15 protein-coding genes are annotated in these 15962 nt (G+C 69.0%); 9 read left to right on the top strand and 6 right to left on the bottom strand.

All coding sequences use genetic code 11. From position 1 onward, the window contains the following. The first annotated feature begins 2 nt into the window (after positions 1 to 2). On the top strand, positions 3 to 983 hold the full coding sequence (locus ACFYWJ_RS09050) for a pirin family protein (RefSeq protein ID WP_387161443.1): 981 nt from the start codon (positions 3 to 5) through the stop codon (positions 981 to 983). Positions 984 to 1020: 37 nt separating this feature from the next. Here the strand turns inward: ACFYWJ_RS09050 and ACFYWJ_RS09045 are convergent, their stop codons facing one another. Together ACFYWJ_RS09045 and ACFYWJ_RS09040 are read right to left on the bottom strand one after the other, a co-directional pair. Further along, positions 1021 to 1500, bottom strand: coding sequence for an SRPBCC family protein (locus ACFYWJ_RS09045; protein ID WP_355273790.1), 480 nt, complete (start codon positions 1498 to 1500; stop codon positions 1021 to 1023). Then, positions 1497 to 1829, bottom strand: coding sequence for a metalloregulator ArsR/SmtB family transcription factor (locus ACFYWJ_RS09040; protein ID WP_355273792.1), 333 nt, complete (start codon positions 1827 to 1829; stop codon positions 1497 to 1499). The genes ACFYWJ_RS09045 and ACFYWJ_RS09040 overlap by 4 nt, the downstream gene beginning before the upstream one ends. A 125-nt stretch (positions 1830 to 1954) precedes the next feature. Here ACFYWJ_RS09040 and ACFYWJ_RS09035 point away from each other — a divergent pair, with 125 nt between their 5' ends. Beyond that, positions 1955 to 3208 carry an FAD-dependent oxidoreductase gene (locus ACFYWJ_RS09035; RefSeq protein WP_355273795.1) on the top strand — a complete coding sequence of 418 codons (1254 nt, stop codon included), beginning with the start codon at positions 1955 to 1957 and terminating at the stop codon, positions 3206 to 3208. Between the two features lie 122 nt (positions 3209 to 3330). Continuing rightward, positions 3331 to 3951 (top strand): hypothetical protein, encoded by a 621-nt coding sequence (locus ACFYWJ_RS09030; RefSeq protein WP_355273798.1) that lies wholly within the window; start codon positions 3331 to 3333, stop codon positions 3949 to 3951. Positions 3952 to 3955: 4 nt separating this feature from the next. Here the strand turns inward: ACFYWJ_RS09030 and ACFYWJ_RS09025 are convergent, their stop codons facing one another. Beyond that, positions 3956 to 4798 (bottom strand): helix-turn-helix transcriptional regulator, encoded by an 843-nt coding sequence (locus ACFYWJ_RS09025; protein ID WP_355273800.1) that lies wholly within the window; start codon positions 4796 to 4798, stop codon positions 3956 to 3958. 101 nt (positions 4799 to 4899) lie between these two features. Here ACFYWJ_RS09025 and ACFYWJ_RS09020 point away from each other — a divergent pair, with 101 nt between their 5' ends. Next, positions 4900 to 5916: an aldo/keto reductase gene (locus tag ACFYWJ_RS09020; protein WP_355273803.1), complete on the top strand. Its 1017-nt coding sequence runs from the start codon at positions 4900 to 4902 to the stop codon at positions 5914 to 5916. Positions 5917 to 5977: 61 nt separating this feature from the next. Then, positions 5978 to 6664 carry a hypothetical protein gene (locus ACFYWJ_RS09015; protein WP_355273806.1) on the top strand — a complete coding sequence of 229 codons (687 nt, stop codon included), beginning with the start codon at positions 5978 to 5980 and terminating at the stop codon, positions 6662 to 6664. Here ACFYWJ_RS09015 and ACFYWJ_RS09010 read toward each other — a convergent pair. Next, entirely contained in the window at positions 6661 to 7191 is a 531-nt protein-coding gene (locus ACFYWJ_RS09010) for a CGNR zinc finger domain-containing protein (RefSeq protein WP_355273809.1), read from the bottom strand. The genes ACFYWJ_RS09015 and ACFYWJ_RS09010 overlap by 4 nt on opposite strands. Before the next feature lie 38 nt (positions 7192 to 7229). Between ACFYWJ_RS09010 and ACFYWJ_RS09005 the strand changes: the two genes are divergently transcribed. Further along, positions 7230 to 8222 (top strand): DMT family transporter, encoded by a 993-nt coding sequence (locus ACFYWJ_RS09005; RefSeq protein WP_355273812.1) that lies wholly within the window; start codon positions 7230 to 7232, stop codon positions 8220 to 8222. 1 nt (position 8223) lies between these two features. On the opposite strand, the gene cynS is transcribed toward ACFYWJ_RS09005, so the two are convergent. Next, positions 8224 to 8673, bottom strand: coding sequence for a cyanase (cynS, locus tag ACFYWJ_RS09000; RefSeq protein ID WP_355273815.1), 450 nt, complete (start codon positions 8671 to 8673; stop codon positions 8224 to 8226). Positions 8674 to 8829: 156 nt separating this feature from the next. On the opposite strand from cynS, the gene ACFYWJ_RS08995 reads away from it, so the two are divergent. The 3 genes from ACFYWJ_RS08995 (at position 8830) to ACFYWJ_RS08985 (ending at position 11917) form a co-directional block, all read left to right on the top strand. Then, a complete protein-coding gene (locus tag ACFYWJ_RS08995; RefSeq protein ID WP_355273818.1) occupies positions 8830 to 9657 on the top strand; it encodes a formate/nitrite transporter family protein in 828 nt (275 codons plus the stop codon). A 175-nt stretch (positions 9658 to 9832) separates the two neighbouring features. Further along, positions 9833 to 10618, top strand: coding sequence for a hypothetical protein (locus ACFYWJ_RS08990; RefSeq protein WP_355273820.1), 786 nt, complete (start codon positions 9833 to 9835; stop codon positions 10616 to 10618). A gap of 102 nt (positions 10619 to 10720) precedes the next feature. Further along, complete coding sequence (locus ACFYWJ_RS08985; RefSeq protein WP_387161235.1) at positions 10721 to 11917, top strand: Fic family protein; 1197 nt, start codon at positions 10721 to 10723, stop codon at positions 11915 to 11917. Positions 11918 to 11992: 75 nt separating this feature from the next. Here the strand turns inward: ACFYWJ_RS08985 and ACFYWJ_RS08980 are convergent, their stop codons facing one another. Then, on the bottom strand, positions 11993 to 15946 hold the full coding sequence (locus tag ACFYWJ_RS08980; protein WP_355273825.1) for a DNA-directed RNA polymerase subunit beta': 3954 nt from the start codon (positions 15944 to 15946) through the stop codon (positions 11993 to 11995). Positions 15947 to 15962: the final 16 nt, after the last annotated feature.

Raw genomic sequence — 15962 nt, 5'->3', positions numbered from 1 at the left:
ATATGGAGCTCGATCCCGCCGAGGCGCTGTGCGAACCGTCGCCGAGTCCGGGACCGATCACCGAGCTGTACCCCGCCAGGGAGGTACCGCTGGGTGGCGTGCGCGGCGTGTACGTGGAACGCACCCTGCCGCAACGTGACCTGCCGACCGTCGGCGCGTGGTGCTTCCTGGACCGGTTCGGCTCACCGACCGTCACCCGGACCGGCGCGTCGCCCGATATCCTGCCGCACCCGCACATCGGCTTGCAGACGGTGACCTGGCCGTTCGACGGCCGGATCCGGCACCGGGATTCGGTGGGCTCCGATGTCGAGATCGAGCCGGGCCAGCTGAACCTGATGACCTCGGGTCGCGGCATCGCGCATTCGGAGTTCGGCGTCCCCGGCGCGCACGCGGGCAACGGCCTGCAGCTGTGGATCGCCCTGCCGGGCACCGCGACCGGCGTCGAACCGCATTTCGAGCAGCATCGCGAGCTGCCCGTATACGAGGAGCCGGGGCTGCGGGCCACCGTGCTGATCGGCTCGCTGGGCGGTGTCACCTCGCCGGCGCGGGCCTACACCCCGATCGTCGGGGCCGATGTCGTGCTCGACCCCGGCGCCGAGGTGCGGCTGCCGCTGGAACGCGCGTTCGAGCACGCGGTGCTGGTCGTCGAGGGCACGGTCGTCGTGGACGGCACCGAGCTCACCGCCGGGCCCCTGCTCTATCTGGGCACCGATCGGGCCGAACTGCGCCTGGCGAGCTCCGAGGGCGCGCACTTCGCCCTGATCGGCGGCGAGCCGTTCGCCGAGGAGCTGGTGATGTGGTGGAACTTCGTCGGCCGCAGCCACGACGAGATCATCGCGGCCCGCGATGCCTGGGAAACGCACGACACCAGCCGTTTCGCCGGGGTGGTCGGCCATCCGCCCGAGGAGCGGATCCCCGCTCCGCCGCTGCCGCCGCTGCGCTTGAAGCCGCGCAAGCGGGCCACCGGCTGCGCCCACCGCTGATCCGGCACCGCCTGCCGCGGCGCCGGATCGGCGATCGCTAGCGACCCTCGGCCAGCAGTACGTCGAGGGCGCGGTAGCTGTCGTTGAGGCCGCCTTCCATCCCGGAGGCGAGCATGCCCGCGCATTCCTCGGCGGTGTGGAAGATGCTGTCGGTGACCACCCTGGTGCGGCCGTTGCCCAGGTCGACGAAGGTGGTCGAGTCGATCGAGATGTGCGCGGGCATGCCGTCCCATTCGAAGGACTGCACGATCCGCTCCTTCGGGGTGATCTCGCGGAAGCGGCCCTCGAACCCGTAGGACTCGTCGCCGTCGTGCTCGACGAAGCGCCAGTGCCCGCCCTTGCGGAATTCCCAGCGTTCGACGTCGACCACATGCCCGCGGCCCCACCAGCGCGAGAGCTGCTCGATCCGGCTGTAGGCGTTCCACACCCGGTCCAGCGGTGCGTCGAAATCGCGTTCGATGTGGACTTCGCGGTCCGAGGTCGAGGTGATGACCGCGTCGTTGGTCGTTGTGCTCATTGCTCTGGCTCCGTTCGTTCGAGGAATTCACCGAGACGGTCCATCCGGGCTTCGAGCATCTGCCGATAACCCTGCATCCAGGCCACCTCCCGGTCGAAGACGTGGTCACCGATCCGGCAGTACCGGACCCGCCCACGCTTCTCGGTGACCACCATGCCCGCGTTCTCCAGCAGACCGATGTGCTTCTTGATGCCGGTCAAGGTCATCTCGAAGTGCTCGGCCAACTCGCTGATACTGGCGGGCCCACGCCCGAGTCGCTCGAGGATGCCCCGCCGGGTGGGGTCCGCGAGCGCCCCGAACGAGGCATCCAGGAAGTCATACTGAACCATCTAGTTCAGTATTGCGCGCCCACCTCCGGTCGTCAAGGGCTGCCCGGAATTTCCGAAAACCATGGACCGCGCCCGGACTCGCCTACTACGCTTTGTCGTAGACAATGGCGTTCGAGGGGGTTCTGATGGACAAGACCACGTGCTGCATCGTCGGCGGCGGACCGGCGGGCACGATGGCGGGCCTGCTGCTGGCCAGGGCGGGCGTCGAGGTGACGGTGCTGGAGAAGCACCCCGACTTCCTGCGGGATTTCCGCGGCGACACCGTGCATCCGTCGACCGTGCGGCTGCTCGACGAACTCGGCCTCGGCCCGGACTTCGCCCGGCTGCCGCAATCCGCGCTCACCAGGATGTGCATGTACGCGGGCGACCGGATGGTCGTCGCCGCCGATCTCACCCGGATCCCCGGTCGGTACCGGCACATCGCGATGGTTCCGCAGTGGGATTTCCTCGATCTGCTGGTCCGTGCCGCCGCCACCGAGCCGACCTTCACCCTGCGCATGCGCTCGACCGTCATCGGCCTGATCCACGAATCCGACACGGTCACCGGCGTGCGCTATCGCGACGCCGACGGCATCGAGCACACCCTGCGCGCCGACCTGGTGCTCGCCTGCGACGGCCGCGATTCGGTGGCGCGCGAGGCCGCGGGCCTGCGTCAGCGAACCGAGGACGTACCGATGGACATGTGGTTCTTCCGCATCCCGAAATCCGCCGACGACACCGAGGGCGGCGCGGTACAGGCCCGCTTCACCAGCGGGAACTCCGCGGTGGCGATCGACCGCGGCGACTACTACCAGACCGGCTACATCATCGAGAAGGGCCGCGATGCGACGCTGCGCGCGGCCAACGACGTGGCCTGGCTGCGCGACCGGATCACCGAACTGTTCGGCTGGCCCGCCGAGGCGACCGCGGCGATCGGCTCCTGGGACGACGTCAAGCTGCTCGAGGTGACGGTCGGCATGCTCGACCGCTGGTACGTGCCCGGCCTGCTGTGCATCGGCGACGCCGCGCACACGATGTCGCCGGTCGGCGGTGTCGGCGTGAACCTGGCGATACAGGACGCCGTCGCCGCCGCGCGCCTGCTCGCCCAGCCGCTGCTCGACGGCACGGTGGGCCTCGCCGACCTGGACAAAGTGCAGCGCAGGCGGATGCTGCCCGCGAGTTTCACCCAGCGTTCCCAGCGCGGCGAACACGACCTGCTCATCGCCCCCGCCCTGCGCGGGACCCTGCACACCGCTCCCCTCCCGCTGCGAGTCGTCGACGCGGTGCCGGTCCTGGCCGGGCTCACCGCGTACCTGGGCGGTATCGGCCTGCGCCCGGAACACGCACCGGAGTTCGCCCGTCGTCCACCCATGGCCGACCTGTCGTCCGCGGCCCGCTGACCACCGGCCCCACGCACGCGCGCGACAGTCCGACAACTTTCCGAAAAGCGTGCCAGCGGTTAGGTTTGCCGCGACGGACGGGACGATCGGCTCCCGGATAGGACAGCGGGAGGCTTGGCGGGATGAGGATCGGCACGGGGATCGGCGCGGCGCTGCTGGCTATGGGGGTCACCCTGGCGGGTACGGGAGTTGGCGCCGCCGAGCCAGCGCAGCCCGGCATCCAGCTGCGCGGCGTCGACAAGGACGTGAACTACCAGGTCGGCGTGTCCGAGGATCGACGCGCCGTGGTGACCACGCTCGACGCTGGCCGGTTCCAGCTGGCGCACGACGCGAAGGTCGTCACCGTCACCGATGCCGCGGGCGCGGTGATCGCCGCGCTGCCGATGGTCGTGCGGCTCGGCGAGCACGAGGTGCCGCTGACGCCCGCCATCGACGCGGCGGGCACCAGCCTCACCCTCACCCCGATCGGCGAGTCCGATACCCCGGTGCGCGACATCAGCGCCCAGGAACGCTTCTTCGCCGAGACCCAGCGGTTGCAGCCGGAGATCATCCAGGGCGCGGTGATCGGGGCCGCGATCGGGTTCGTCCTCGGGTTCCCGCTCGGGCTGTTCGTCCTCGATTTCATCACCGTGCCGGTGGCGACCGTGGCGGGCGCCGCGATCGGCGCGCTGGCCGGATACGCGCTGGCGGGCGGGCAGCCCGCCGTCGACACCGCGCTCGCCTACGTCACCGGGGCGCCCTGACGCCTCACGCCGGGCTCAGCCGCTGGGTGCCGATCACCCGCAGCAGCGCCATCTTCTCCGCGGCGTCGGTACCGGGCCGGGGCAGGTAGACCAGCAGGCGCTGGGCCGCGTTCCGGGTCACCAGCACCTCGCAGACGGTGTCGATCAGTCCCACCTCGGGATGGACGAAGCGTTTGGCGTCGGTGACCCGCACCGCCACTTCGTGTTCGTTCCACAGCGCCTCGAATTCCGGGCTGTTGCGCCGTAATTCGGCGATGTAGTGGGTGACCTCGGGGTCGTCGGCCCGGCGCGCCGCGGTGGCGCGCAGGTCGGCGACGTGGCTGCGGCCGAGCCGGCCCCAATCCTCTTCCGGGAAGACGGTTCTGGCGGCGGGATCGGTGAACCAGCGCCAGGCGTAGTAGCGATCGAGCCCGCTGCGGTCGCCGTGGTCGCCAGCCAGCAGCGTGTGCATGCGGTTCTGCACGAGCACCTCACCCAGCTCGGTGACCACCGCGGCCGGCGTGTCGTCGAGCTTGGACAGCATGTGCAGCAGCCCGGGGCCGACGTGCTTGTCCCGCAGCTCGCGGTCCGGTGACGGGTGCCCGCACAGGTGGAACAGGTGGTCGCGTTCGTCGGCGCTCAAGCGCAGGGCCCTGGCCAGCGCGGTGAGCACCTGGGTCGACGGACGCGGACCGCGCGCCTGCTCGAGCCGGGTGTAGTAGTCGGTCGACATGCCGGTGAGCAGGGCGACCTCGTCGCGGCGCAGGCCCGGCGTCCGGCGGCGCACCCCGGGCGGCAGGCCGACGTCGGCGGGCGTGAGCTGTTCACGATGCCTGCGCAGGAAGTCGGCGAGCTCGGTGCGGTCCATGTCTCCATGGTGCGCCTACCCAGCTCCGCCCAGCCAGGGACCGGCGATCCCCCGATGAACGCTCTCTGCCGCGCGCCGCCCGGCCCGCGCAGGCTGAGGTCATGACGAACTCCCCGCACACCCCCTCGACCACCCTCGGTACCGGCGGCCCCCGCGTCAGCCGCATCGGCCTCGGCGCGATGGGCATGTCCGGCATGTACGGCGCGACCGACGACCGCGAATCCACCGCCACCCTGCACGCCGCGATCGACGCGGGCATCACCCTCATCGACACCGGCGACTTCTACGGCGCGGGCCACAACGAACTGCTGATCGGCAAGGCCATCGCCGAACGAGCCCGCGAGGACGTACTGCTCAGCGTGAAGTTCGGCGCGCTGCGCGGCCCCGACGGCTCGTTCGCCGGCTTCGACGGCAGGCCCGCCGCCGTCCGCAACTCCCTCACCTACAGCCTCACCCGGCTCGGCGTCGACCACATCGACATCTACCGCCCGGCCCGGCTCGACCCCGATGTGCCGATCGAGGACACCGTCGGCGCCATCGCCGACCTGGTCGAGGCGGGCTACGTCCGCCACATCGGCCTGTCCGAAGTCGGCGCCGACACGCTGCGCCGGGCCGCCGCGGTGCATCCGATCGTCGATCTACAGATCGAGTACTCGCTGATCACGCGCGGCATCGAGGACGAGATCCTGCCGGTGGCACGGGAACTCGGCGTCGGCATCACCGCCTACGGCGTACTCTCCCGCGGCCTGCTCAGCGACACCTTCCGCGCGGGCGGCGCACCCGCCGATGCCACCGACTTCCGCACCCACAGCCCGCGCTTCCAGGGCGAGAACCTCACGCGGAACCTGCGTTTGGTCGACGCGCTCGCCGACATCGCCGCCGCACGCGGTGTTTCGGTGGCGCAGCTGGCGATCGCCTGGGCGCTGAGCCGGGGCACCGACATCGTCCCGGTGATCGGCGCTCGCACCCGGGCCCGGCTGAGCGAGACACTCGACGCCCTCACCGTCGCCCTCACCCCGGCGGAACTGGCCGCGCTGGAGGCCGCAGCCCCGGCCGCCGCGGTCGCGGGCGATCGCTACGCGCCCGCGCAGATGGCGGCGCTCGACAGCGAGCGCTGAGGGCCGTGCGGACTCTCCGCTACCGTTGACGGAAGGAGAGTTCACACGTTGTGAGTGGGTGGTGAGAGACGTGTTCGACCCGCTGGCCGATATCGATCGGGCCCTGGCCGAGCAGGCGGGCTGGACCTGGTTCGACGACTACCTGCTGTACACGTGCGGCGTGGTCGAACTGCTTGCGGCGGGCCACGGCGACCGGATCCCGTCCACCGCGACCAGGGTCCGGCTCGATCCCGGCGAGATCTGCTTCGCCGACGGCGGCGTCCAGTGGTTCACCTGGCGTGGACCGGGCACCGGCAAGTGGGTGCGCGGCCAGGTGCGGGCCGACGGGCGGACCCCGCTCGGCGCCGTCGCGCACCTGGGCAACGCGGTGCGCAACGAGTCACGGCGGCTGCGGGCCGAGGCCGCGGCGCAACCGCGCTGGGTGGCCGAGCGGCCCGGGTCGGCGATGATCTCCGATCGGCGGATCCACCTGGCCAATCCGGAGCGGTCGTTCTCGCTGCACTGGTCGGCGCTGGAGAGCGTCGACCTGACCGCGCCCGACCTGGTCGGCTGCCGGTTCCCCGACCGCGGCGGGACCATGCAGCAGTTGCAGATCCGGAGTGCTTGGGCGCCACTGATCTTCGTCACCGCGGCCCTGCGGCATTTTCCCCACCATCCCCTGCTGCGCACCGGGACGTGGCTGCCCGCGGGCTTCGAGGACAAGTGTCATCTGGCGGGCAAGAAGTGCCCGAAGGTGCGATCGCTCTAACGCTGCCTGGCCCGATAGGCCGCGACCGCGTTGCGGTTGCCGCAGGCGGTGCTGCAATAGCGGCGGGACCGGTTGCGGGACAGGTCGAGGACCAGGCCGTCGCAGGTGTCGTCGGCGCAGATCGACAGGCGGCTCAGGTCGTCGGCGCGGATCAGGTCGATCATGGCCATCGCGGTCTCGACGGCGATGCGGACCGGCAGCGGGGCCTCGGGCGGGACGGCGTGCACGTGGTAGTCGACGTCGCCGTGCCGGACTAGCTGGGGCACCGCGCGATGCTCGGCCAGCGTCTCGTTCACCAGCACGACCGCGCTGTCCCGGTCGCTGGTGAGCATCCGGCGCAGCGGCGCGCGTAGGGCCCGGACCGCGGCCAGCTCCGCGGCGTCGCCGGTGTGCACACCGGTGTAGACGTGCCGCACGAAGAACTCGTCGAGCTGGTCGGCGCCGGTGAGGGTGTCGGGGTCCTCCGCGGAATTGACCAGTTCGACCGCCGCCAGCAGCGCCGCCTCGGTGTCATGAGCGAAAACCACGTTGACATATTACCGCAGCCTCCTTACCGTCATTAGTCATGGCGACTTTGACTCATGACGGACTGGCGAGCAGCCGGATCCGCACCGGCCTGCTCTTCGCGCTGGCCTCCGCCACCTCGTTCGGCCTGTCCGGCCCGCTCGCGCGCGGCCTGATGGACGCGGGCTGGAGCGCGGCCGCCGTGGTCGCCGCGCGGGTGCTGCTCGCCGGAGTCGTCCTGCTCCCCATCGCCCTCCCCCAGCTGCGCGGCAACTGGAATCTGGTGCGCGCCAACGCGACCCTGATCGGGCTGTACGGACTGCTCGCCGTCGCGGGCACCCAGCTGGCCTATTTCAACGCGGTCGCGCACATGGAGGTCGGCGCCGCGCTGCTGATCGAGTACACCGCGCCGATCGCCGTCGTCGGCTGGATGTGGGCGCGCCACCGCCAGCGCCCCGGCGCGGCCACCCTCGCCGGGGCCGCGCTCGGCATCACCGGGCTGCTGCTGGTGCTCGACATCCTCGCCGGGGTGTCCACCGATCCGATCGGCATCACCTGGGCGCTGGCCGCGATGATCGGCGCCGCGGCGTACTTCGTGCTCTCCGCCCAGGGCGGCGAGTTGCCCGGCACGGCGCTGGCGGCGGGCGGTCTGCTGATCGGTGGGGTCACGCTGGTCCTGGCCGGACTGGTCGGCATCGTGCCCCTGCGCGCCACCACCGCGACGGTCGTGTTCGACGACTTCAGCACGCCGTGGTGGGTGCCGATCCTGCTGATCGGCGTCGTCACCGCCGCGATCGCCTACGTCACCGGCATCGCCGCCACCCGCCGCCTCGGCTCCCGGCTGGCCTCGTTCGTCGCGCTCACCGAGGTGCTGGCCGCACTGCTGTTCGCCTGGGCCCTGCTCGGCGAGGCGCCCCGGCCGATCCAATTGCTCGGCGGGGCGCTGATTCTCGCCGGCGTGATCATCGTCCGCCTCGGCGAACCCGAACCGCTGCCGGTCGGTGATCCCGAGGCACGGGCCGTCGCCGAGGTGCCCGCGCGCCCCGAGGCCTGAACTACCAGCGGTAATCGAGGAACTTGCCGTCGAGGGTGATGACGACGCGGTCGCCGTCGGGGTGCGGGCGGCGGGCGATGTCGATGTTGAAGTTGATGGCGCTCATGATGCCGTCGCCGAATTCCTCGTGGATCAGCGCCTTGAGCGCCGGGCCGTAGACCGAGACGGCCTCGACGAGGCGATAGATGGTGGGATCGGCCAGTTGCGCCGGGTCGGCGCCGCGCGAGGGCTGCAGGCGCAGACTCTCCGCGACCGTCTCGTCGAGTTCGAGCAGCGCGCAGACCGCGGCCGCCTGCTCCTCGGTCATCGGGTGCTGACCGAGCAGGGCCGCCGTCGTCCAGACCAGCGGCGCGCCCAGCGATTCCGCGATGGCGGCCCAGGTCAGGCCCTTGCGGATGCGGGCGGCGACGACCAGGTCGGCGGCGGCGGACTTGCTCATGATCGGTTGCATTCGGGCTCCTCGGTCGGGGACCCCGCCAGCCTGCCATCCGCCCACACTCGACCGCCATAGTGGAATACCACTATTTACCGGGCGGCAACTTCCGGTGATCGCGAGGCAATCTCGACCGCGAAAACTACTGTGCTGGAAGCACTACGAAGGGGTCGTATGTCCTATCTCAAACCAGCGGACTTCGTCGAGAAGATGGTCGACGCGGGCGAAGCCAAGGCGTTCATGTCCACCAGGGACACCGTGATCCGCGCCTACATGGCGGGCGCGATCCTCGCCCTCGCCGCGGCGTTCGCGGTCACCATCACCGTCAACACCGGCCAGCCACTGCTGGGCGCCGTCCTCTTCCCGGTCGGCTTCTGCATGCTGTACCTGCTCGGATTCGACCTGCTCACCGGCGTTTTCACGCTGGTGCCGCTGGCCCTGCTGGACAAGCGCCGCGGCGTCACCGTGCGCTCGATGCTGCGCAACTGGGGCCTGGTCTTCGTCGGCAACTTCGCCGGCGCGTTCACCGTCGCCGTGATGATGGCGATCATCCTGACCATGGGCTTCTCCATGGACCCCAGCGCCGTCGGCCAGAAGCTCGGCGAGATCGGCGAGTCCCGCACCCTCGGCTACGCCGAATACGGCGCCGCAGGCATGCTCACCCTGTTCATCCGCGCCGTCCTGTGCAACTGGATGGTCTCCACCGGCGTGGTCGCCGCCATGATGTCCACCTCGGTCTCCGGCAAGGTCATCGCGATGTGGATGCCCATCATGCTCTTCTTCTACATGGGCTTCGAACACTCCATCGTCAACATGTTCCTCTTCCCCTCCGGCCTCCTCCTCGGCGGCGACTTCTCCCTCGCCGACTACCTCATCTGGAACGAAATCCCCACCGTCGTAGGCAACCTCGTAGGCGGCCTCACCTTCGTAGGCCTCACCCTCTACGCCACCCACGCCCGCACCGCCCCCACCCGCCAACCCGCCGAGTCGACGACCGATTGATCGTCTGAGCCCGCCCGCGCGGGTTACACAGACCAGCCGACCGGAGCGATCCGGGCCGGATGCCCCGCTTCCGGCCCGGCGGGAGGTGCCTGACGACGGGTTCCGGATGCGGTCGAGACCGCTATCCTGGATAACCCGAAGCAGCGCGACCCAGGCGGTGAAGGTGCACGATCCGATGGCAGACGTCGACAGGGCGCTGGCCGCGCAGGTCGGCTGGAACTGGGTCGACGACCACCTCGTCTACGCCTGCGAGATGCTGGCGCGGCTGCGGGCGGGCGGCGTTGCGGCACTCGAGCCGTACGCCACGTCGATCGTCATGGCGGAGCAGGAGACCTGCCTCGGTGAAGGCCAGGGCGTATGGGCGGCGTTTCGCAGTCCCGACGTGCCACCGCCCCCGCCGCCGACCATTGCCCCACCGGTGATCGCGGCTGTCGCTCCGACGACGCCGGTCTTCGTGCCGCCGCGCGGCAGCTCGCGCCGCGATATCCAGCGGGCGCGCACGGCAGCCAATGCCGCGGCCTTCAACGCCAGACAACGCAGCGAGCGCATGGCGGTCCAGATGGTCCAGGCGGCGGCCGAGGCGGCACGCGCGGCGAATGCCGCGGCGGCAGCGGCCCGCGACCAGGCGATGCGGCCACGCTGGATAGCGGAGCCGAGCGGTCGCATCACCCTCACGAATCGGCGAATCCACCTCACCAACCAATACCGCTCGTCGCCGATCCCACTAACAGCGCTGGAGCACATCGAGTTGACCCAACCCGACCGGCTCCGAATCCGATTCACCGAAGCGGCCACCTCGCACTACCTCGAATTGGCGACACCGTGGGCGGCACCGGCGTTCCTCATCGCCAGCCAAGCGAGATTCCCCCATCACCCACAACTGGTCAGCGGCTCTTGGCTACCCCACGGCTTCGAGGAACGCTGTCACATCGCAGGCAAAAACTGCCCCCGAGTCCGCTGACTCAGAAGTCGGGGCCGCCGTAGGACCGCATCACGTACGAGGCCGAGCAGGTTGTCGTGTTCATATCCTCAGTTACCGACTATTTGATGACATAATGGGCGGATGGAGTCAGATACCGCGTGGCCCCCTGTCACGTGGGAATCCCACGACTGGGTCCCGACGATTCCGGTCGAGTTGCTCTCGCGACGAGTGCGAGAACGTCATCGTGGGCCGTATCAGTCGGCGATCGCACCGTCGATCGCCGCACGAGCGGTCCACTTACCCACCGATGTCCTAGCCGTAGCGGACGCGGCAACCTTCGAGATCACCCGGTTCGACGCCATGGTCGGCGCCGATCTCACGCCGTTCGGCGCGATCCTGCTGCGAACGGAGTCTGCGTCCTCGTCCCAGATAGAACACCTGACCTCGGGGGCGAAAGCGATCGCGCTGGCCGAGATCGGCGGGAGCGACCAGCGCAACGCGGTCGAGATCGTCGGCAACGTGCGCGCGATGCGAACCGCGATGAATCTGGCCGAAGGCATCGACGACGAGCTGATCTTGGCGATGCACGCCGCACTGATGGTCCACGATCCCGCGACGGCAGGCCGGTGGCGGTCTCAGCAGGTATGGATCGGTGGCGACAACGTCGGCCCCCACGAGGCAGCGTTCGTCGCGCCGCACCATGCCCGCGTGCCGGATTCGATCGACGATCTCCTCGGGTTCATCCGGCGCGACAACATTCCCGTGCTAGCCCATACCGCCATCGCGCACGCGCAGTTCGAGACGATCCACCCCTTCATCGACGGCAACGGCCGAACCGGTCGGGCACTGATGCACGCGATGCTGCGGACGAAGGGCGTCACCGAGAAGGTGATCGTCCCGATCGCCGCGGGACTGCTGACCCGGGTGGACGACTACTTCGCCGCACTGAACGCCTACCGCGCCGGCGATCCGGCGCCGATCGTGAACCAGGTGGCCGAGGCTACCTTCACCGCCCTCGCCAACGCGCGGTTGCTGGTCGAGGACATCCACGGCATCCGTGCGCGGTGGGAGTCGGTGATCCGTGCCAGGCGCGGATCCACCCCGTGGCGTTTGATCGACATCGCGCTGCGGCAACCTGTTTTCGACGCCACGACCGCGGCGAAGGCCCTCGGCATCGCCGACTCCAACGCGGTGCGGGCCATCAACGCACTGGTCGAGGTCGGTGTGCTCACCGAATTCACCGGCATGCGGCGCAACCGCCTGTGGCAGGCGCGCGAGGTTCTCGACGCGCTCGACGACTTCGCCCGCCGGTCGGGCAAACGGACCCACGGAAACTGAACAGGCCTGTCACCACCAACCAAAACGGCCCCCGCTCCGGAGAGCGGGGGCCGAATTGTTGTGCCTGGCTAGGACTTAGCGGTAGTCGCTGAAGCCGTAGTCGTCCAGCGGCACCGCGGCACCGGTGGAGGAGCCGAAGCTGTCCGGCGAGTAGTAGGTGTCGTCGTAGGACGGCACCGCGTACGCGGCGGCGCGGGCTTCTTCGGTCGGCTGCACCTGGATGTTGCGGTAGCGGTTGATACCGGTACCGGCCGGGATGAGCTTACCGATGATCACGTTCTCCTTCAGGCCGATCAGCTTGTCGGAGCGGCAGTTGATGGCCGCGTCCGTCAGCACTCGGGTGGTCTCCTGGAAGGAGGCCGCCGACAGCCACGAATCGGTGGCCAGCGACGCCTTGGTGATACCCATCAGCACCGGACGGCCGGAGGCGGGCTCGCCGCCCTCGGCCACCACGCGACGGTTCGAGGCCTCGAACTCGGCGCGCTCGGTGAGCGAACCGGGCAGGAACTCGGTCGCACCCGAATCGATGATCGTCACGCGACGCAGCATCTGGCGCACGATGACCTCGATGTGCTTGTCGTGGATCGACACACCCTGCGAGCGGTAGACCTCCTGGACCTCGTGGACCAGGTGGACCTGCACCTGACGGGGACCCATCACGCGCAGCACCTCGTGCGGATCGGCAGCGCCCTCGAGCAGCTGCTGACCCACCTCCACGTGGTCACCGTCGGCCAGCAGGCGCTCGGTGCCGTCGTCGTGCTTGAACACACGCAGACGCTGACGCTTCGAGAGCTTGTCGTAGACGACCTCGTCCGACCCGTCATCAGGGATGATCGTGATCTTGTAGAAGCGGTCGTCGTCCTCGAGCCGCACGCGACCCGAGACCTCGGCGATGGGCGCCTTGCCCTTGGGCACACGAGCCTCGAAGAGCTCCTGCACGCGGGGCAGACCACCGGTGATGTCGTCACCCGCGACACCACCCTGGTGGAAGGTACGCATGGTCAGCTGGGTACCCGGCTCACCGATGGACTGGGCGGCGACGATGCCGACGGCCTCGCCGATGTCGACCAGCTTGCCGGTGGCCATCGAGCGGCCGTAGCAGGTGGCGCAGACGCCGGTGCCGGTGGTGCAGGTCAGCACGGAGCGGACCTTCACCTCGGTGATACCGGCCTCGAGCAGCGCCTCCAGGGCCGGGTCGCCGAGATCGGCGCCCTTGGCCACGACGACGTTGCCGTTGGCGTCGACCGCGTCGGTCGCCAGGGTGCGAGCGTAGGTCGAGGTCTCGACGTGCGCGTCCCGGATGAGCGAGCCGTCGGCCTGCTTCTCCGCGATCGGCACGACGATGCCGCGCTCGGTGCCACAGTCGTGCTCGCGCACGATGACGTCCTGCGAGACGTCCACCAGACGACGGGTCAGGTAACCCGAGTCGGCGGTACGCAGCGCGGTGTCGGCCAGACCCTTACGAGCACCGTGGGTGTTGATGAAGTACTCGAGCACGGTCAGGCCCTCACGGAACGAGGACTTGATCGGGCGCGGGATGAACTCACCCTTCGGGTTCGTCACCAGGCCCTTCATACCGGCGAGGGTACGGGTCTGGGTGAAGTTACCGGTCGCGCCCGAGTCGACGATCGTGATGATCGGGTTGTCGGCCGGGTAGTGCGAACGCAGCGCCGTACCGACCTCTTCGGTCGCTTCCTGCCAGATCTTGACCAGGGCGTTGTTGCGCTCCTGGTGATCGAGCGCACCACGCTGGTACTTCTTCTCGATCTGATCCGCCATGGCCTCGTACCGCTCCATGATGTCGGCCTTCTCCGGCGGAACGAGCACGTCCGACATGGAGACGGTGACACCCGAACGCGTGGCCCAGTAGAAGCCGGCGTCCTTGAGCTTGTCGACGGTCTGCGCGACGACGATCATCGGGTAGCGCTCGGCCAGATCGTTGATGATCGTGGCCTGCCGCTTCTTCGGCATCGGCTCGTTGATGAACGCGTAGTCCGCCGGGAGCAGATCGTTGAACAGCACGCGACCCAGGGTGGTCTCGGCCAGCCACGCGTCACCGCGGTGCCAGCCCTCCGGGAACAGCTCCGCCTCGATCTCGCGCGGCGGGCGCTGCTCGGTGAGGCGCACCTTGATCATCGAACGCACGGTCAGCTCACCGCGGTCGACGGCCATCTGGGCCTCGGCCGGCGAGGAGTACACGCCCGACTCCGGCTCGTCCTTGCCGCCGGCCTGGTAGGTGCCGACACCCATCTCGTCGAGACGGGTCAGGTAGAACAGGCCGGTCACCATGTCCAGACGCGGCATCGCCAGCGGGCGACCCGACGCCGGGGACAGGATGTTGTTCGACGACAGCATCAGGATGCGCGCCTCGGCCTGCGCCTCCGCCGACAGCGGCAGGTGCACGGCCATCTGGTCACCGTCGAAGTCGGCGTTGAACGCCTCACACACGAGCGGGTGCAGCTGGATGGCCTTGCCTTCGACCAGCTGCGGCTCGAAGGCCTGGATACCCAGGCGGTGCAGGGTGGGCGCGCGGTTCAGCAGCACCGGGTGCTCGGCGATGACCTCTTCGAGGACATCCCACACCTGGGGACGCTGACGCTCGACCATCCGCTTGGCGGACTTGATGTTCTGCGCGTGGTTCAGGTCGACCAGACGCTTCATGACGAACGGCTTGAACAGCTCGAGCGCCATCAGCTTGGGCAGACCACACTGGTGCAGCTTCAGCTGCGGACCGACCACGATGACCGAACGGCCCGAGTAGTCGACACGCTTGCCGAGCAGGTTCTGACGGAAACGACCCTGCTTGCCCTTGAGCAGATCGCTCAGGGACTTCAGCGGGCGGTTACCCGGACCGGTGACCGGGCGACCACGACGGCCGTTGTCGAACAGGGCGTCGACCGACTCCTGCAGCATCCGCTTCTCGTTGTTGACGATGATCTCGGGCGCGCCCAGATCGATCAGTCGCTTGAGGCGGTTGTTGCGGTTGATCACGCGGCGGTACAGGTCGTTCAGGTCGGAGGTGGCGAAGCGGCCACCGTCGAGCTGGACCATCGGGCGCAGCTCCGGCGGGATCACCGGAACGGCGTCGAGCACCATGCCCATGGGCGAGTTGCCGTTGGCCTGGAAGGCCGCGACGACCTTGAGCCGCTTGAGCGCGCGCAGCTTCTTCTGGCCCTTGCCCGAGCGAATGGTCTCGCGCAGGTTCTCGGCCTCGGCGTCGATGTCGAAGTTCTCCATCAGCTTCTGGATGGACTCCGCACCCATGGCGCCGGTGAAGTACTCGCCGTAGCGGTCGACGAGCTCGCGGTAGAGCACCTCGTCGACGATGAGCTGCTTGACCGACAGCTTGGTGAAGGTCGTCCAGATCTCGTCGAGGCGGTCCAGCTCACGCTGGGCGCGGTCGCGCAGCTGACGCATCTCGCGCTCGCCGCCGTCCTTGACCTTGCGGCGCACGTCGGACTTGGCGCCCTCGGCCTCCAGCTCGGCCAGGTCAGCCTCGAGCTTCTGCGCGCGGGCCTCGAGATCGGCGTCGCGCTGATCGGCGACAGCCTTCTTCTCGACCTCCATCTCGGCCTCGAGGGTGCTGAGCTCGTTGTGGCGCAGCTCCTCGTCGACACCGACGATGACGTAGGCGGCGAAGTAGATGATCTTCTCGAGATCCTTCGGCGCCAGATCCAGCAGGTAGCCCAAGCGCGACGGAACGCCCTTGAAGTACCAGATGTGGGTGACCGGTGCGGCCAGCTCGATGTGGCCCATCCGCTCACGACGCACCTTGGCGCGAGTCACCTCGACGCCACAGCGCTCACAGATGATGCCCTTGAAGCGGACACGCTTGTACTTGCCGCAGTAGCACTCCCAGTCCCGGGTGGGGCCGAAGATCTTCTCGCAGAAGAGCCCGTCCTTCTCCGGCTTGAGCGTGCGGTAGTTGATGGTCTCCGGCTTCTTGACCTCGCCATAGCTCCACTGGCGGATGTCTTCAGCGGTGGCCAGGCCGATCCGGAGTTCATCGAAGAAGTTGACGTCTAGCACGTAACTTCCTTTCCCC

It is taken from the genome of Nocardia sp. NPDC003269 (genome assembly GCF_042888005.1).
Lineage (GTDB): Bacteria > Actinomycetota > Actinomycetes > Mycobacteriales > Mycobacteriaceae > Nocardia.
The sequence above is the reverse complement of the archived record's forward strand: the minus strand, read 5'-3'. Positions and strand labels throughout refer to the sequence as shown.